This is a genomic window from Halobaculum sp. MBLA0143 (genome assembly GCF_041361465.1).
In the GTDB taxonomy this organism is placed as follows: domain Archaea; phylum Halobacteriota; class Halobacteria; order Halobacteriales; family Haloferacaceae; genus JAHENP01.
This window is the reverse complement of the sequence record NZ_JBGKAC010000001.1, coordinates 2,763,988-2,781,930: the sequence shown is the minus strand read 5'-3', so window position 1 is coordinate 2,781,930 and position 17,943 is coordinate 2,763,988. Positions and strand designations below refer to the sequence as shown.

Below are 17,943 nucleotides of genomic sequence, written 5' to 3'. Positions count from 1 at the left end.
GTTTTAACCGGTCCGCGGCCGACCGACCGGTATGGACGGACGAACGTACACGGCAGACGCGACGGCCGGAGAGACGGCCACGGTCGCCGGCTGGGTGCACGAGGTACGAGACCTGGGCGGGATCGCCTTCCTCATCGTGCGCGACACGACCGGGAAGATCCAGGTGAAGTTCGAGAAAGACGAGATGGACGACGACCTCGTAGAGCGCGGGCTGGACGCCCACCGTGAGTCGGTCATCCGAGTGACCGGCGCCGTAGAGGAGGAGCCACGCGCCCCGACCGGGGTGGAGATCACGCCGGAGGAGTTCGAGGTCGTCGCCGGCGCGGACCCGGAGCTGCCGCTGGACCCCTCCGGGAAGGTGGACGCCGAACTGCCGACGCGGCTGGACAACCGGACGCTGGACGCCCGGAAGCCGGACGTGGAGGCGATCTTCGAGATCCGGTCGGAGGTGCTGCGGGCGACCCGCGAGACGTTCCGCGACCACGACGCCACGGAGATCAACACGCCGAAGATCGTCGCCACCGGGACGGAGGGGGGGACGGAGCTGTTCCCGATCTCGTACTTCGGGCAGGAGGCGTTCATGAACCAGTCGCCGCAGCTGTTCAAGCAGCTCGTCGCCGGCTCCGGCGTCGAGCGCGTGTTCGAGATCGGCCCGATCTTCCGGGCGGAAGAACACAACACGCCGCGTCACCTCAACGAGGCCACCTCCATCGACTTCGAGTCCGCGTTCTACGACCACCACGAGGCGATGGACGTGGCGGAGGCCGTCGTCCGGAACGCCTACGAGGCGGTCGCGGACAACTGTGCGGACGAACTCGAGGCGTTGGAGATCACAGACGAGTTCGACGTGCCCGAAGGGGAGTTCCCGCGGGTGACCTACCGCGAGGCGTTGGACACTGTCAACGAGACGGGCGAACTGGACGAGACGCTGGAGTGGGGCGACGACCTCTCGACGGAGGCGGAACACGTCCTCGGCCAGGAGATCGGCGGGCACCACTTCATCACGAACTGGCCCTCCGAGATCAAACCGTTCTACATCATGGACACGGACGACGACGAGACCGTGTCCACCGGGTTCGACCTGAACCACCCGCGGATGGAACTCGTCTCCGGGGGACAGCGTGAACACCGGTACGAGGAGCTCGTCGCCGGGTTCGAACAACAGGGGCTGGACCCCGAGGAGTTCGAGTACTACACGAAGATGTTCCGGTTCGGGATGCCGCCTCACGCCGGGTGGGGGATGGGCGCAGACCGGCTCGTGACGACGATGCTGGAGCTGGACAACATCCGGGAAGCCGTGTTGTTCCCGCGAGACAGGCAACGTCTGTCGCCGTAGGCGACGGCGTTGCTCGTCGAGCGGGAACGGGGAGCGGAGTGACCGAGTTCCCGCGAGACTGCCCGCATCGCGGGAGATATCGCGTCGTCGCGTGTGACCCGACGGTGACACGACGACCTTCTCTGCAGTCCAGTGAACCAGAAGGTTCACCCACATCGCCGCTAAATCGCCGTCGATGACAGACGAGGAGGCCCCGCGAGACAGTGGGGCGTCGCCGTCCACCGGGTCGGGGGACGGTGTCGACGGCCCGTCGTCGGCAGACGGAACCGATCCGGGGGAACCGACAGAGGACACCGGAGGAGCCGACGAGCAACCAGCAGGGGACAGTCGCGGCGGGGAGCACGGCTTCGGCGACGGAGCCGTGCGTGGTGACGGCGACGGGGGCATCGACGACGGCCGCCTCGACGACGAGCTGGCGGACGCCGGCATCGTGACCCGGTTCCGCGAGTCGGAGTCGACGCCGGTCGTTCTCTTCCGGGAGACGCTGTCGTCGGCGCTGATCGTCGCGGTCGTCGGCGCGCTGTTGTTCGCCGTCTCCGGGATCTGGCCGCCGATGGTGGCCGTCGAGTCCGGCAGTATGGAGCCCCACATGCAGAAAGGTGACCTCGTGTTCGTCACCGAGCCCGGACGGTTCGCTCCCGACGCCGCACGAGGGACCACGGGGATCGTCACCTACGAGGTCGGCTCCGAGGCCGGCTACTCCACGTTCGGCCAGGCCGGCTCGGTGATCGTCTACAGACAACCCGGGCGGTACGGCCCACCGATCATTCACCGGGCGCGTTTCCACGTGGAGGCGGGCGAGAACTGGTACGACCGGGCGAACCCAGACTACCTCCCCGGGGACTCCTGTGACGAGGTGCCGAACTGCCCCGCGCCGAACGCCGGGTTCGTCACGAAAGGCGACAACAACGCGATGTACGACCAGGTGAACGCCATCGGCGCACCGCCGGTGCGGCCGGAGTGGGTCCGCGGGGTCGCTCGGATCCGTATCCCGTTGCTGGGCTGGATCAGGCTCGTGTTCTCCGGCGCGGCGACGACGACGCCCGGGCCAGTCGTGGACCTGGGGCTCGCCGCCGCCGCGACGCCGACGGCGGCACCCGGCGCCGTGACAGCGCCGACGGCCGGCACCCGGGCTGTGGCGACGACAGGTGGCGCCGGAACTGTAGCAGCAGCGGCTGGTGTCGAACGCGGGCCAGGAGTCTGTTCGGTCTCGGGCGACGCCGCTCGGGGCACCACGGCTCGTGTCGACTCCGAACGGACCACCGTTTCGTCTGGAGCCTGAGTTCGAAGTCGTCGTCGTGCCGTATTGCGGTTCTGCAATCGAAAACAAGGGGTGACGACGGCAGTCACGGGTTGTCGGAACGGGAGCGCGGACTCTCCGTTTCGTGGTTGCGTCACAAAAGGCGTTCGAGTCGTACCGGCGGCGTCTGGGGTGGGGAACGAATCGTGGTCGTCGGTTAGAGCAGGGCTTCGGTCGTCGGCTGGGGTGGAGTCTCGGTCGTCGGCTGGGGTGGAGTCTCGGTCGTCGGCTGGAGTGGAGTCGGGGTCGGCGACCGGGTGGCCGTCCAGGCCGTCGACCCGTCAGTTGTCGAAACGGGCCTGCACGAACGGTTGGACGTCGTCGATGTCGCCGAGCCGCGAGTCGGAGAGGAGCACTGCCTCCGTCTCGTCCAACGGGACGGACAGCGAGATCTCCTTCGTCCGGCCGTACCGCCCCTTGCTGACGACGACCGCGTTGACGATCCCGAGCATGTCGAGCTCGGAGATCAGGTCCGTGACGCGCCGCTGTGTGAGCACGTCGGCGTCGATCTCCTCGCACAGCCGCTTGTAGATGTTGAACACTTCACCGGTGTTGATCGCCTCTACGCCGTTCTTCTCTAAGAGCGTGATCGAGAACAGGACGATCTTCGACTGCGTCGGGAGGGTCCGCACGACCTCTACGACCCGGTCGAGCTCGATCTTGTCCTGTGCCTGCCGGACGTGCGACTCCTCGACGCGGTTCGCCTGGCTGCGTTCTGCGAGTTCACCCGCAGTCCGGAGGAGGTCTAGCGCGCGTCGAGCGTCACCGTGCTCCTGGGCCGCGAACGCGGCACACAACGGGATCACGTCCTCCGTGAGCGCGTCCGGCTCGAACGCCACCTCGGCACGGTGCTGGAGGATGTCGCGCAGTTGGTTGGCGTCGTACGGCGGGAACACGATCTCCTCTTCGCCCAGACTCGACTTCACCCGAGGGTCGAGGAAGTCGGTGAACTTCAGGTCGTTCGAGATCCCCATGATCGAGATCCGGGCGTGCTCCAGCTCGGAGTTCATCCGCGAGAGGTTGTACAGCGTGTCGTCGCCGGACTTCTCGACGAGCTTGTCCACCTCGTCGAGCATGATGACGACGACCCGTTCGTGGTGGTCGACGGCGTCGAAGAACGCCGAGTAGACGCGGTCCGTCGGCCACCCCGTCATCGGCACCTCTTCCATCTCGTCGCGGTCCGTCGCCAACGACTCGATCCGGTCGTCTAGCTCCGTGACGGAGTCGAACTCCGTCGTGTGGAGCGTGCTCGCGTCCTCGACTGCACGCGAACGGACCGAGCGGAGGTCGTCCAGGCGGTCCGCGATGGTCTCCCGGTTCTTCTCGATGAACTTGTTCGCCAACTGCGCGAGCACCCGGTACTGGGTGTCCGTCACCTCGCAATTGATGTACTCCACCTCACAGGGGACGTCGTACCGCTGGCTCGTCGACTCCAGTTCCTGTGAGACGAACTTCGCACTCGCCGTCTTCCCCGTCCCCGTCTTCCCGTAGATCAGGATGTTCGACGGCGTGTCCCCCCGGAGCGCGGAGACCAGAATCGTCGCCATCTGGTTGATCTGGTCGTTTCGGTGAGGGAGGTTCTGTGGCGTGTACGACGGCCGAAGCACCTCCTTGTTCTCGAAGATCGGATCTCCCGAGAGGAGGTCGTCGAACAACCCGGTGGAGTCGTCTTCGTCGCCGAGCACCTCGTCCACGTCCAGGTCGACCGCCGTGTCGGACCGCGAACGCGAGTCCGGCGTCACCGTCGTGTCCGTGACCCCGGGCGGAGTGCCGACGTTCTCGGCGTCGCCTGGCGCGGTGTCCGTGGCGCCGGCATCCGTGGAGCCGTCCCGAGCAGTGTCGTCGCGGGCGTCGTTCGCCGGGCGATCACCGCCGGACTGTGGGTTCGACTCGTCCCCTGCACCGGTCTCGGCGGTCGTGCCGTCCGTGTTCGCCGAAGGCGTCGTGCCGTCCGTGTCCGTCGGGTCTGGGTTACCGTCTCCAGACGAGTCGGTGGTGACGAGCTCGTCGACGGAGTCGATCCGGCGATTCTGTCCCCGATCGTTCCCGGTCGTGCCGTCGGCGTCTCCGGTGTCGTCTCCGGTGTACGCCGGCTCCTCTCGTCCCTCGCCGAGTTCGTCGTCAGTGGTCTCGGTGTCGGAGCTCTCGTCGGCGCGATCGCGGTCGTGCTGTGCGTCTCGGTGGTCGGACGGACTCTCTGCGTCGCTGGACGCACCCGACGCCCCACCGTCGGTCTGCTCGTCGTCGGCGCCGTCCGTCGGATCGTCTCGTGTCATACGCGTCGTTACCCCTCTGTTTCGGGTGGAGATCACCCACTCTGCCGGAGAGAACGGAGTCTTGTACCCTTCACGAGCCGATTCTCGTCTAGACGGGCCCCGACCCCGCTCCAATTGATGCAAACGAAATAGACGAATAGCCGGGTAAAAAGCCTTTCCATCCAACAGGCCGAGGTCGGAACGGATCTATCGTTCGAGTGGACGGCAGAGACGGCGGGCCACGGCAGAGAGGGGAGGGACGGCGCGGACAGAGCGATCGCGAGAGAGACTGGAGGTGAGAGAACCGAGGGCGGAGGAACGTCGGTCACAACACGTCGCCGACCTCGAGGCCAGCGGAGACGGAGTAGAGCGAGCCGGAGGAGTGAGCCGAACGAGAGCGTGGCGGCGGCCGGTGCTGCCGCACGAAGTTAGTCGATCTCGTCACCCCGACTGGGGTTCGGGGTAACCGAGCTCGGGGGAGCGGTTCGAGTCGAACCGATCGGGAGTGGTGCAGTTCGACTGGAAACCGGTCCTCGCCCGTGGTGTTCGAGTCGAAGTGGAGCCGTCGCCGGCCGTTCGACTCGAAGTGGTCGGGGGAGACCCCCCCACCCCATCGTTTCGAGTGGAGACGGGAGTCGGAGGGGGTCCCCCCTCCCCCCAGGGGGGTATCTGTATGTAGAAGGTTTTATTATCCACGTCAACTAACCATACCCGCACGACACAGCAACCGGTTCTTTTCTGTCGTGTCGTGGTTGTTGTGCTGTACGCGGCAGCTGTGTCTTACGCACTACTTCCGCTCAACGCTCACCACCGCCCCCACCGTCCTCCGCTTCCACTCGAAACGATGGGGTGGGGGGGTTCTCTCGTCCACTACGCCGACTACAGAGTGGTACGGCTACAGTCGTCGAGTATATACTCAGAGTAAAACTATGCTAATAGCTCGCTCGTCACCCAGTAGTAATAGACAACACACGAGTATATACGCTATATAGAATTCGATGCTCCGTACCCCGTGCCCTGTGCCCCGTACTCTGTACCCTGTGACCCGTGCTCCGTGTTCCGCGCTCCACGCTGCCCGTCTACTCCTCACCCGCTCGACCTCGTCCCACTGCCAGATCCCGCTCCTACCACTAGCCGAGTCCACCTCCACTACTATCCGAGCTTACCTCTACTACCAGCCGAGTCCACCTCTACTACCAGCCGAGTCCACCTCTACTACCAGCCGAGTCCACCTCTACTACCAGCCGAATCCGTCTCACCCCCAGAACCCACACCCACCGCAAGACTCTGTACAGACTGTCCCAGTCGCCCAGCGTCGGTGTTCGAGGCCGTGATCCGCCCGAATCCTCCGCCCGGTGGTTCGGACCGACGTAGTGTTTAAGTGACGTGGCGGGCTTGTGCCGACAACGCCATCCACGGGAAGGGAGGCGGAGGTCAGAATGGGTCTGCTCACGAATCTCAGAGACAGTATCTCACGGGTCACAGACCGGTTGTTCTCGGAGTCCGAGCCGAAACGGATCGGAATCTACGGACCGCCGAACGCCGGAAAGACCACACTGGCGAACCGGATCGCCCGCGACTGGACCGGAGACGCGGTCGGGCCGGAGAGTCACATCCCACACGAGACACGACGCGCTCGTCGGAAGGAGGACGTGACGATCGAACGGAACGGGAAGACAGTCACCATCGACATCGTCGACACCCCCGGGGTAGCGACGAAGGTGGACTACAAGGAGTTCCTCGACCACGACATGGAGAAAGACGACGCCGTCAAGCGGTCCCGGGAGGCGACGGAAGGCGTCGCCGAGGCGATGCACTGGCTCCGGGAGGACGTCGACGGGGTCGTGTACGTGCTCGACAGCACGAACGACCCGTTCACGCAGGTGAACACGATGCTCGTCGGGATCATCGAGAGCCAGGAGCTCCCGGTGCTCATCTTCGCCAACAAGACGGACTTGAGCGACGCGGACGTCAAGCGGGTCTCGGACGCCTTCCCGCAACACGAGACGGTCCCGCTCTCGGCGCTGGAGGGGGACAACATGGACGAAGTGTACGAGAAGATCGCAGAGTACTTCGGGTGAGACAGTATGGCAGAGGCAACCACGCACGACGGCGAGGCAGACGGTGTCCGGATGGACTTGATCAGCGGAGCCCGGATGGACGGTCTGACCTCGATGGAGAAGATCCGGCTGATCTTAGACTCCGTCCGCGACGGCGACATCGTCGTCTTGGAGGAGGGGCTGACGCCCGACGAGGAGTCGCGGCTGATCGAGGTGACGATGACGGAGATCAGTCCGGACGACTTCTCGGGAATCGAGATCGAGACGTACCCACGCCCCAGCAGTTCCTCGGGCGGGTTCATCAGCCGACTCACCGGCTCCGAGACGGAGGGAAACAAGCTCACCGTGATCGGTCCGGCGAACCAGATCGAGACCATCGAGAAAGACGAGGACTTCATCAGCACACTCGTCTCCCGGAAGTAGACGACCGGCGACGCGGACGGCTCGGACGAACACGAACCCGCTCCGGACGAACACGAACCCGCTCCGGACGAACCCGAAGACGACGACGGGAACATCCCGGACGAACGCGGACGCAGACACGACGACTGAACCACCCCACACCCACGAGCAAGATGTCGCAACTCAACGCATAACATGCCTCACGAATGCACGAACTGCGGGCGAACGTTCCCCGACGGCTCGAAGGAGATGTTGTCGGGCTGCCCGGACTGTGGGGGTAACAAGTTCAAGTTCGACCCGTCGTCCGGAGCGGACACCGCCGAAGGCGAGAGCGAGACCCGAGGTGGCTCCGACCCGACCGAACGGACCACCACCGACTCGCCCGACCCGACCGAACGGACCACCACCAACTCGCCCGACCCGACCGAACGGACCACCACCAACTCGCCCGACCCGACCGAACGGACCACCACCAACTCGCCCGACCCGACCGAACGGACTACCACCGACTCGCCCGACCCGACCGAACGGACCACCACCAACTCGCCCGACCCAGTCGACTCCGACCGCACCACCTCCACCGACTCCAGTGTCGACACGGACGACCCGTTCGAGTCCCACGACTGGCCCGACACTGCGTCGACGACACCCCCGGACGCCCACGACAAGACGGGCTCTGCCGGAGAGCCAACGCTCGACGACGACCGTCAGCGCCGACGCGAGACGGAGAAGACGCGAGAGACACGCGGAACATCCGAGACACCGGAAACGCACGAGACACGCGGGACATCCGAGACGCGAGAGACCCGGGAGACACCACAGACGGACACCGAGGGCAACACGTCCCAGGAGTCGAACACCTCACCGGACCGGCCGGGTTCGGTGACGGGTGACCGTCCACACGCAGATGTCGAGACGGACCCCGCTCCGTCCGCCCGGGACGACGGCGGCGACCCGAGCGTCGAGGACACCGCGCAGGCCGACGCCCGCTCGGCGATCGTCTCCGGCGACGAACTCCCGGAGTACCGCGACGACGGTTCCGACCCGGAGTCCGGCAGTGCACCGGCGACGGAACCCGACACGACTCCCGCGGAATCGGGCGCCACATCCGACACGGGATCCGACGCCAGTCCCGACTCGACACCGGCAGCCTCACGGCCGGACGAGACACAGGAGCCGGTCGTCGACTCGGAGTTCGAGCGGATGCGAGAGGAGCTCAACGACCAGTTCGAGTCGATCCGGATCGTCCGCCCGGGAGAGTACGAGCTGAATCTCGTCGAACTGTACGACCGCGAGGAGTTCATCATCTCACTGCGCGAGGACGGCCGGTACGTCATCGAGATGCCGGAGGCGTGGGACTCTCCCGAGGACTGACGCCGACTCTCCGGACCGACGGAACGGCCAGGTTCATACTCGCGGCGCCTGTACGGCCCACAGAGATGGACGGGCCGACCTGGACGGAGCGACACGCACCGTCACTGGCGGAACTCCCGCAGGACAGTCTCCGCGAGCGGTTGGAGCGCGCGGTCGACGAGCCGATGAACCTCGTCGTCCACGGACCGTCGGGGGTGGGGAAGACCGCCGGGGTTCGTGCGCTCGCCGACGCGGCCCACGAGAATCCGGACGCCGACCTCGTCGAGATCAACGTCGCGGACTTCTTCGACCGGACGAAGAAGGAGATCCGCGAGGACCCCCGTTTCGCCCCCTTCCTCGCCGGTCGGTCGTCGATGCCCAAGCGAGACATGGTGAACCACGTTCTGAAGGAGTCGGCCGCGAACGCGCCCGTCGCGGGCGAGTACAAGACGGTCGTACTCGACAACGCGGAGGCGATCCGCGAGGACTTCCAACAGGCACTGCGACGAGTGATGGAGCAGTACCACCGGACGACACAGTTCGCCATCGTCACCCGGCAGCCGTCGAAGCTGATCCCGCCGATCCGGTCGCGGTGTTTCCCCGTCCCCGTGCGGGCGCCGACGACGGACGAGGTGATCGACGTGCTCGCCGCCATCTGCGACCGCGAGGCGGTGTCTGTGGAGTCGGAGGGGCTGGAGTTCGTCGCCAGCGCCGCCGGCGGCGACCTCCGCCGGGCGATCCTGTCGGCACAGGCGACCGCCGTCGAACACGACGAGATCACGATGCAGACGGCCTACGAGACGCTCGACAGCGTCGGCGTCGACGACGACCTCCGCGGAGCGCTGTTGGACGCCCGTGGCGGCGACGTGCGCGCGGCTCGCGACACACTGGACGATCTGTTGTACGAGGAGGGGTTCGACGGGGACACACTGCTGCGAGAGCTGTTGCGCGTCTCCCGCAGCAGTTCCGAGATCGGCGCGGACGGCGCCGCCCGGCTCCACGCCCTCGCGGGCGAGGTAGACCTCACGATGGCGCGTGGCACCGACGACCGACTCCACCTCACCCACCTCCTCACGTCGTGGGCTGCCGGGCGTCGGTCGCTCGACCAGGAGCTGACAGCGTCCGCCTGAGCCGATGGACACGAGCTTCACCACGCGGTTCGCTCCGGGGGTGCGACGGTGGGCGACGCCGGTGCTCGCGGTCGCACTCGTATCTGTCCCGTTCGCGCCGCCCCTGGCTGCCGTCTCGCTGGCCGTCGCCGGCTTCGTCGTCTGGTTCTTCCGCGACCCCGAACGGACGACGCCGGACGCAGCGGTCGTCGCGCCCGCCGACGGACACGTCTCCGTGCTCCGGACGGACGACGATCGCGTGCGTGTCGGGATCTTCATGAGCCCGTTCGACGTTCACGTCACGCGCGCCCCGACCGACGGCCGTGTCGAACGGCTCGACCACCGCGACGGCGGTCACCGACCGGCGTTCTCGAAGGAGTCGGAACGCAACGAACGCCTCGAGTACCGCGTCGACGACGTGGACGGGGCACTGATCGCCGGGTGGTTCGCCCGCCGGATCACGCCGTACGTCGACGCCGGGGGTGAACTGGCCCGGGGGGAACGGACCGGTCACATCGCCTTCGGCTCGCGCGCGGATCTCGTGTTGCCGCCGGAGTACGACCCCGAGGACGTGACGGTCGCCGTCGGCGACGCGGTCCGGGCGGGCGAGACGGTGATCGTCGAGTGAGCGCGGCCGCGAGCGACCACCGGCTCGCTCACTCGCTCCCGTCGAGAACGTGGACGTGACGCACGAGTGAACGGTGGACACGCCGGGCGAACGTCGCCCGCACACTCCACCCGGCTTCCTCCGCCGAGGTCGTCCAGTCCCGGTCGCCGACGAGCACACAGCGGCGGGCGACGCGGGCCGCCTCGGCGAGCGCACCCCCGACGAGCTCGTCGAGTCGGTGGCCGGCGACCTTCGACTGTCTGCCGTACGGCGCGTCGACGACGACACCGTCGACCGCGTCGGCGGCGACCGGGAGGCTCGTCCCGTCGCCCCGGACGAGCGCGAACTCGCCGTCTAGGTACGCGCCGAGGTTCCGGCGTGCGCCACGGACCATCTTCGTCTGTGCGTCGACGCCGACGACACGACTGCCGGCGAGACCAGCCTCGATCAGCAGACCGCCGGTGCCACACATCGGGTCGAGGATCGTCTGGCCCGGTCCGGCGCCCGCGAGGTTGGCGTACGCTCGGGCGTCGAGCGGTGCCATACTCCCGGGCTGGAAGAACGGTCGGTCCGTCGGCGCACGCTCGCCGAAGTCACGCACGGACTCGGCGACGAGCCACCCCACCAACGCGGTGTCGCCCGCGAACGAGACGCGAAGCTCTCGGTCGGGGTCGTCCAGGTTGACGCCGAACCCGTGGTCGACGAGCACCGCTCCGAGCTCTCGTTCGGCGCGCGACGTACTCACTCCAGCCGTCGCGCGGACGTCTCTGGCGCGGACGGCGACCGTCGCGTCCGTGTCGTCGAACGCCGCGGCCGACAGCAGCGCACGCACGCTCTCTACGTCCGCGTCCGTCCTACCGACGACCCGACTCGCCGTTCGCGTGTACGCCAGCCGAGAGACACGGTCCGTCCGGAGTCCACGCGCGACGGCGAGGCCGGGAGCGACGAGTTCGACCGTCGCCGCGGCCGTCGCCGCCTCCGCAGCCGCGAAGTCGTCTTCCTCACCGACGAGTTCGAGCGCGTACACGGTAGACGACCGGACGGCCGTGGGTATGAACGTCCCGCTTGGCCGTCCGGGCGCGCGCGAGCCCCCACACCCCTCGTAGCCGTTCGCCTCACACGGCATCTGGGTCGTCGTCGCCTGTCAAACAGAGTTACTTTATAAGCAAACCGCAAGAGGGCGACGACTTTGCCCGATACGTTTATCCCCCAGTGTGTGTTCGTTTCACACGGAGGCAAAACCATGGTACGTGACGACGGTAAGCGGAACTTCGCCCTTCGAGAGGGAGATGGGGACGAGCCCAGTGTGTTCTCCGGGAACACGCCGCGACAGGCGGCGTTGAAAGCCGCCCGTCGGCTGGAGCCCGCCGGCTCGGAGGACGCAGCCGAACAGACGGAGCTCAGGCTCCGCGAGAAGGGGACAGACAAAGTGCACATCTACGACGGCTGGGCCTGGGAGGAGACGGCACCGGACAACAAGCCCGACTGGATGCCGGGCGAGATCACCGAGGCGAACGTCTCGAAGAAGGGGATCGAACACCTAGAGGAGTAGCTACCCACCCAGCGACCTCGTGACGACAGTGCTGTCAGCCGTCCTCCCGCCGGCGGAACGGACAGTGCCCGTACGAACGGCTACTCACCTTCTCCGCGTGATCTCACCCGGTGTGACCGGGCACTCGCGCGGGACGACCCGTCCACCCCTAGCCTCGCTACACGCGCCCGTCCGTCTCGGTGTCTGCCGACAGCCCGACGCTGTCGGCTCCGACGGGCCACAGGTCGACGCCGTCGACTCTCACTCCGGAGACACGCCCCGCGCGTGGGCCCGCGCGCCCGCACGGGACGCGCACCGCGCACACAATACGAGACCACCACGTACACCGTACGGGCAGTTCCTGTAGTACGGTACGAGCAGTTCCTGTAGTGTTACACACAGAACGAGCGGTCTCCCCGCCTCACACACCGGACACCGTGAGTCGCCGGAGTCGAGGGCCGGGCACAGTCACCGTGTCCTGCACACTACGCGGGTGGTACAGCCGTCTCCCGGAGCTGTCCCCTCGCGTAGTTCCTCCTCTCTCCCACTCTACAACGACCTGCCCGCTCTCGATCGCCCCCGAGAGGAGGTCTCCCCCCGAAACGGCTCCTGTCCTACACGGATGTTCATACTCGCGCGGCGTGAAACCGCATGACGTGGAGGGGACGAAACAACGAGCTTATCAGTGCTCCTGCCTTCGAATGGAATGCGAAGGTCGCGCCGGGACGTGCGACGCAGACCCGGCACGACGGCGTTCCCGCTCGGGCTCGACGACTTCGTCGTCGGGCACTCAGGTGGGAATGCGAAGCAAGCCCGGACGACGGCCGCCCACCGTGCAGCCGTCGTCCACTCACCGAGGTTCGACGGGTTTATACCCGAACGTCTCCTCGGTGGTAACACGCACACCGGCGCCCCGGGGTCACGGGGCGTTGGTCGGATCGGACGTGTTCCGAAGGGGTTAAGTCCCCTGCGGGACACTGTTCAGATCCGAAAGAGATGAGGATTCCGCCCCTGCGGTCCGCCGCAAGACGGTATCTGATGTGAGCTTCGACAGTTCGGTGCCACCCGATGGGTGTCACCGAACGGACCGATAGCGATTCCGCCAACCCGCCTCCGTTCGGAGGCGACATTCCGGTTGATCCTGCCGGAGGCCATTGCTATCGGGGTCCGATTTAGCCATGCTAGTTGTGCGGGTTAGACCCGCAGCAAATAGCTCCGTAACACGTGGCCAAACTACCCTACGGAGGAGAATAACCTCGGGAAACTGAGGCTAACACTCCATACGGTTCCGACGCTGGAACGCCCGGAACCGGAAACGTTCCGACGCCGTAGGATGTGGCTGCGGCCGATTAGGTAGACGGTGGGGTAACGGCCCACCGTGCCGATAATCGGTACGGGTTGTGAGAGCAAGAGCCCGGAGACGGAATCTGAGACAAGATTCCGGGCCCTACGGGGCGCAGCAGGCGCGAAACCTTTACACTGCACGACAGTGCGATAAGGGGACCCCGAGTGCGAGGGCATACAGTCCTCGCTTTTCTGAACGGTAAGGACGTTCAGGAACAAGTGCTGGGCAAGACCGGTGCCAGCCGCCGCGGTAATACCGGCAGCACGAGTGATGGCCGATTTTATTGGGCCTAAAGCGTCCGTAGCCGGCCGAGCAAGTTCGTCGGGAAATCCACCAGCTCAACTGGTGGGCGTCCGGCGAAAACTGTTCGGCTTGGGGCCGGAAGACCCAAGGGGTACGTCCGGGGTAGGAGTGAAATCCCGTAATCCCGGACGGACCGCCGATGGCGAAAGCACCTTGGGAAGACGGACCCGACGGTGAGGGACGAAAGCTGGGGTCTCGAACCGGATTAGATACCCGGGTAGTCCCAGCCGTAAACGATGCCTGCTAGGTGTGGCACTGGCTACGAGCCAGTGCTGTGCCGTAGGGAAGCCGTGAAGCAGGCCGCCTGGGAAGTACGTCTGCAAGGATGAAACTTAAAGGAATTGGCGGGGGAGCACTACAACCGGAGGAGCCTGCGGTTTAATTGGACTCAACGCCGGACATCTCACCAGCTCCGACAGTAGGAATGAAGACCAGTGTGATGAGCTTGTCAGACCTACTGAGAGGAGGTGCATGGCCGCCGTCAGCTCGTACCGTGAGGCGTCCTGTTAAGTCAGGCAACGAGCGAGACCCGCGTCCTTAATTGCCAGCAGTACCCTTGTGGTAGCTGGGTACATTAGGGAGACTGCCGCCGCTAAGGCGGAGGAAGGAACGGGCAACGGTAGGTCAGTATGCCCCGAATGAGCTGGGCTACACGCGGGCTACAATGGCCGGGACAGTGGGTTCCGACACCGAGAGGTGGAGGTAATCTCTCAAACCCGGTCGTAGTTCGGATTGCGGGCTGAAACCCGCCCGCATGAAGCTGGATTCGGTAGTAATCGCGTGTCAGAAGCGCGCGGTGAACACGTCCCTGCTCCTTGCACACACCGCCCGTCAAAGCACCCGAGTGAGGTCCGGATGAGGCCGCCTTACGGCGGTCGAATCTGGGCTTCGCAAGGGGGCTTAAGTCGTAACAAGGTAGCCGTAGGGGAATCTGCGGCTGGATCACCTCCTACTGATCGGGACCAGGGCGACGCCCTGGCCCACCTATTCGGTCCGTGGTCGACGCCGATCGGGCACCTTCGAACTGTCGAAGCTCCGTCAGAGGTTGGGCCCATAGCTCAGCGGTAGAGTGCCTCCTTTGCAAGGAGGATGCCCTGGGTTCGAATCCCAGTGGGTCCACTCAGCGGGAAACCGGGTCGAAACCGTGTCCCTTATACGGGACAGGGCGTTACCCGGAATCCCAACCAAGACCGATGCACCACTCCGTGTGAACGTGGGTGGGAAGGGTCGAACACGCGCCCAGCAATCGACTGGGGTGTGTGATGAGACCGTGTGTACGTGCAATCCAGACGTTAACTGGGCCCGTCTCACGACGGGTTTACAGTATCATCATTGCTGGCTACTGTGCCAGCTGGTGGATGGCTCGGCTCGGATGCCGACGAAGGACGTGCCAAGCTGCGATAAGCTCCAGGGAGCCGCACGGAGGCTAAGAACTGGAGATTTCCTAATGGGAATCCCCACAGCAATTGCCACGCGCAATGGGGAACGCCCCGAATTGAAACATCTCAGTAGGGGCAGGAAGAGAAAGCGAATGCGATGTCGTTACTAACGGCGAGTGAACGCGACACAGCCCAAACCGAAGCTCTCACGAGCAATGTGGTGTTCGGGCTGGTAACAAGCGCTCGACGACTACGAGAAGTCTCCTGAAACGGAGCGCGAAACAGGGCGACAGCCCCGTACCGTAGTTGTCGAACGCGGACCAGTACCCAGAGTATCGGGGGTTGGATATCCCTCGTGAACGTCCCAGGCATCGACTGGGAAGGCTAAACACTCTCCGAGACCGATAGCGAACAAGTAGCGCGAGCGAACGCTGAAAAGCACCCCGAGAAGGGCGGTGCAATAGGGCCTGAAATCAGTTGGCGATGGAGCGACGGGGCACGAAAGGTCCCGAGAGAAACGACCTGTCCGCGAGGACACAGTAGGGATCTCGGGAAGCCGGTGTTCCGTCGTACGTTTTGAAAAACGAACCAGGGAGTGTACTCGTCCGGCGAGTCTAACTCGATCATCGAGGAAGGCGCAGGGAAACCGATACGGCCGCAGCATTGCGAGGGCCACCGTGTTCAAGCGCGGGGAGTCGAACGAGTACGACCCGAAACCAGGTGATCTATGCGCGGACAGGGTGAAGCGCACCGAAAGGTGCGTGGAGGCCCGTTAGGGTTGGTGTCCTACAATACCCTCCCGTGATCTGCGTATAGGGGTGAAAGGCCCATCGAACCTGGAAACAGCTGGTTCCAACCGAAACATGTCGAAGCATGACCTCCACTGAGGTAGTCCGTGCGGTAGAGCTACCGATTGGAAGCGTCCACCCCGAGAGGAGTGGACCTTCCTGTCGAACTCCGAACGTACGGACGCCGTGGACGTGGGGAGTCCGGTGTCCTGGGGTAAGCCTGGGCACCGTGAGGGGAACAACCCAGAGCTGGGCTAAGGACCCAAAGTGTGGACTAAGTGCGATTGAAGGTTGTCTCGAGCCATAGACAGCCGGGAGGTGAGCTTAGAAGCAGCTACCCTCTAAGAAAAGCGTAATAGCTTACCGGCCGAGGTTTGAGGCGCCCAAAATGATCGGGGCTCAAGTCCACCTCCGAGACCCAGCGGCGCGGGTGAAACCGCGATCCTGTAGGTTGGCGTTCTGTTCGGACGGAAGCTCGGGCGAGAGCTCGCGTGGACCGGACAGAAACGAAAATCCTGGTCACAGTAGCAGCGAAACTCGGGTGCGAACCCCGAGGGTCTGAAGAGCAAGGGTTCCTCGGCACTGTCGATCAGCCGAGGGTTAGTCGGTCCTAAGTCACACCGTAACTCGAATGTGACAACTGGACAACTGGTTAATATTCCAGTACCACTACGCAGTGAAACCCGACGCTTTGGGGTCGGTCAAGCCGGGCTTTCGCCCGGTCGAATCGTCAAAATCCGTGGAAGCCGTAACGGCACGAAGCGGACGAACGGCGAGATAGCGAAAGTTGGCTCAACCTAGAGCCCGTGAAAAGGGAAGCGTAGTGTCCGTACCGAGATCCGACACAGGTGCTCTGGCAGAGCAAGCCAAGACCTTCGGGACCAATCGGCGTTAGGGAATTCGGCAACTTAGTCCCGTACGTTCGCAATAAGGGATGCCTGCCCTCCACGGGGCAGGTCGCAGTGACTCGGACGCTCCGACTGTCTAGTAACAACACAGGTGACCGCAAATCCGCAAGGACTCGTACGGTCACTGAATCCTGCCCAGTGCGGGTATCTGAACACCTCGTACAAGAGGACGAAGGACCCGTCAACGGCGGGGGTAACTATGACCCTCTTAAGGTAGCGTAGTACCTTGCCGCTTCAGTAGCGGCTTGCATGAATGGATCAACGAGAGCGTCGCTGTCCCAACGCTGAGCCCGGTGAACTGTACGTTCCAGTGCGGAGTCTGGAGACCCCCAAGGGGAAGCGAAGACCCTATAGAGCTTTACTGCAGGCTGTCGCTGAGACATGGTCGCTGATGTGCAGAGTAGGTAGGAGTCGTTACCGAGGCCCGTGCGCCAGCACGGCGCCCAGACCCACATGAAACACTACCCGTCAGCGACTGTGACTCTCACTCCGGGAGGAGGACACCGGTAGCTGGGCAGTTTGACTGGGGCGGTACGCGCTTGAAAAGATATCGAGCGCGCCCCAAGATCACCTCACGCGGGTCGGGAACCCGCGGAAGAGCGCAAGAGCAAAAGGTGGTCTGACAGTGTTCTTCCCAACGAGGAACGCTGACGCGAAAGCGTGGTCTAGCGAACTTACCGAGCCTCTCAATGGGGCTGGTAAATGACAGAAAAGCTACCTTAGGGATAACAGAGTCGTCACAGGCAAGAGCACATATCGACCCTGTGGCTTGCTACCTCGATGTCGGTTCCCTCCATCCTGCCCGTGCAGAAGCGGGCAAGGGTGAGGTTGTTCGCCTATTAAAGGAGGTCGTGAGCTGGGTTTAGACCGTCGTAAGACAGGTCGGCTGCTATCTATTGGGGGTGTGAGGCACCTGACGGGAACGTTCGTATAGTACGAGAGGAACTACGAACGGTCGCCACTGGTGTACCGGTTGTCCGGAAGGGCATATGCCGGGAAGCTACGCGACACGGGGTAAGAGCTGAACGCATCTAAGCTCGAAACCCACCTGGAAAAGAGGTGCCGTAGAAACCACTCGTAGAAGACGAGTTCGATAGACTCGGGGTGTACGCGTCGAGGCAACGAGACGTTCAGCCCGCGAGAACTAACAGGTTGAGCCACACTCATGTACTGTGCCCGCGAGACGGGCCCAGGCGGTTTCTGGATTGCACGAACACACGGTCTCAGACCGACGTTGGCATTCACCGGATCGTTCCCGGTGGTCGGC

General features: G+C 64.5%; 10 protein-coding genes, 1 tRNA gene and 2 rRNA genes. 11 read left to right on the top strand and 2 right to left on the bottom strand.

Going from position 1 to position 17,943, the window contains the following annotated elements; all coding sequences use genetic code 11:
• Positions 1-31 precede the first annotated feature (31 nt).
• The gene (gene aspS / locus RYH79_RS14395; protein ID WP_370900292.1) at positions 32-1,336 is read left to right on the top strand and encodes an aspartate--tRNA(Asn) ligase; all 1,305 of its coding nucleotides are present in this window, start codon (positions 32-34) and stop codon (positions 1,334-1,336) included.
• A 175-nt stretch (positions 1,337-1,511) separates the two neighbouring features.
• Positions 1,512-2,618, top strand: coding sequence for a S24/S26 family peptidase (locus RYH79_RS14390; protein ID WP_370900290.1), 1,107 nt, complete (start codon positions 1,512-1,514; stop codon positions 2,616-2,618).
• A 299-nt stretch (positions 2,619-2,917) separates the two neighbouring features.
• On the opposite strand, the gene RYH79_RS14385 is transcribed toward RYH79_RS14390, so the two are convergent.
• Positions 2,918-4,912 (bottom strand): AAA family ATPase, encoded by a 1,995-nt coding sequence (locus tag RYH79_RS14385; RefSeq protein ID WP_370900288.1) that lies wholly within the window; start codon positions 4,910-4,912, stop codon positions 2,918-2,920.
• A 1,418-nt stretch (positions 4,913-6,330) separates the two neighbouring features.
• Between RYH79_RS14385 and RYH79_RS14380 the strand changes: the two genes are divergently transcribed.
• The 5 genes from RYH79_RS14380 (at position 6,331) to RYH79_RS14360 (ending at position 10,443) form a co-directional block, all read left to right on the top strand.
• Positions 6,331-6,972 (top strand): Era-like GTP-binding protein, encoded by a 642-nt coding sequence (locus RYH79_RS14380; RefSeq protein WP_370900287.1) that lies wholly within the window; start codon positions 6,331-6,333, stop codon positions 6,970-6,972.
• Positions 6,973-6,978: 6 nt separating this feature from the next.
• Positions 6,979-7,374: a DUF2073 domain-containing protein gene (locus tag RYH79_RS14375; protein ID WP_370900285.1), complete on the top strand. Its 396-nt coding sequence runs from the start codon at positions 6,979-6,981 to the stop codon at positions 7,372-7,374.
• A 174-nt stretch (positions 7,375-7,548) separates the two neighbouring features.
• Positions 7,549-8,727, top strand: a complete 1,179-nt coding sequence (locus tag RYH79_RS14370) for an OapC/ArvC family zinc-ribbon domain-containing protein (protein ID WP_370900283.1) — start codon at positions 7,549-7,551, stop codon at positions 8,725-8,727.
• Positions 8,728-8,792: 65 nt separating this feature from the next.
• A complete protein-coding gene (locus RYH79_RS14365; RefSeq protein ID WP_370900281.1) occupies positions 8,793-9,836 on the top strand; it encodes an AAA family ATPase in 1,044 nt (347 codons plus the stop codon).
• A gap of 4 nt (positions 9,837-9,840) precedes the next feature.
• On the top strand, positions 9,841-10,443 hold the full coding sequence (locus RYH79_RS14360) for a protein sorting system archaetidylserine decarboxylase (RefSeq protein WP_370900279.1): 603 nt from the start codon (positions 9,841-9,843) through the stop codon (positions 10,441-10,443).
• Between the two features lie 28 nt (positions 10,444-10,471).
• On the opposite strand, the gene RYH79_RS14355 is transcribed toward RYH79_RS14360, so the two are convergent.
• Positions 10,472-11,449 carry a methyltransferase domain-containing protein gene (locus RYH79_RS14355; RefSeq protein ID WP_370900277.1) on the bottom strand — a complete coding sequence of 326 codons (978 nt, stop codon included), beginning with the start codon at positions 11,447-11,449 and terminating at the stop codon, positions 10,472-10,474.
• A gap of 216 nt (positions 11,450-11,665) precedes the next feature.
• Between RYH79_RS14355 and RYH79_RS14350 the strand changes: the two genes are divergently transcribed.
• The 4 genes from RYH79_RS14350 (at position 11,666) to RYH79_RS14335 (ending at position 17,842) form a co-directional block, all read left to right on the top strand.
• Positions 11,666-11,974: a non-histone chromosomal MC1 family protein gene (locus tag RYH79_RS14350; protein WP_370900275.1), complete on the top strand. Its 309-nt coding sequence runs from the start codon at positions 11,666-11,668 to the stop codon at positions 11,972-11,974.
• A 1,107-nt stretch (positions 11,975-13,081) separates the two neighbouring features.
• Positions 13,082-14,552, top strand: a 16S ribosomal RNA gene (locus RYH79_RS14345).
• A 96-nt stretch (positions 14,553-14,648) separates the two neighbouring features.
• A tRNA-Ala gene (locus tag RYH79_RS14340) sits at positions 14,649-14,720 on the top strand.
• Between the two features lie 211 nt (positions 14,721-14,931).
• Positions 14,932-17,842 (top strand): 23S ribosomal RNA (locus RYH79_RS14335).
• The 16S and 23S rRNA genes sit together here with 1 tRNA gene alongside, the layout of an rRNA operon.
• Positions 17,843-17,943 lie beyond the last annotated feature (101 nt).

What these genes read in the sequence shown, in the direction of transcription:
- aspS (WP_370900292.1), top strand. Translation starts at nt 32, where the DNA reads ATGGACGGACGAACGTACACGGCAGACGCGACGGCCGGAGAGACGGCC.
- RYH79_RS14390 (WP_370900290.1), top strand. Translation starts at nt 1,512, where the DNA reads ATGACAGACGAGGAGGCCCCGCGAGACAGTGGGGCGTCGCCGTCCACC.
- RYH79_RS14385 (WP_370900288.1), bottom strand. Translation starts at nt 4,912, where the DNA reads ATGACACGAGACGATCCGACGGACGGCGCCGACGACGAGCAGACCGAC.
- RYH79_RS14380 (WP_370900287.1), top strand. Translation starts at nt 6,331, where the DNA reads ATGGGTCTGCTCACGAATCTCAGAGACAGTATCTCACGGGTCACAGAC.
- RYH79_RS14375 (WP_370900285.1), top strand. Translation starts at nt 6,979, where the DNA reads ATGGCAGAGGCAACCACGCACGACGGCGAGGCAGACGGTGTCCGGATG.
- RYH79_RS14370 (WP_370900283.1), top strand. Translation starts at nt 7,549, where the DNA reads ATGCCTCACGAATGCACGAACTGCGGGCGAACGTTCCCCGACGGCTCG.
- RYH79_RS14365 (WP_370900281.1), top strand. Translation starts at nt 8,793, where the DNA reads ATGGACGGGCCGACCTGGACGGAGCGACACGCACCGTCACTGGCGGAA.
- RYH79_RS14360 (WP_370900279.1), top strand. Translation starts at nt 9,841, where the DNA reads ATGGACACGAGCTTCACCACGCGGTTCGCTCCGGGGGTGCGACGGTGG.
- RYH79_RS14350 (WP_370900275.1), top strand. Translation starts at nt 11,666, where the DNA reads ATGGTACGTGACGACGGTAAGCGGAACTTCGCCCTTCGAGAGGGAGAT.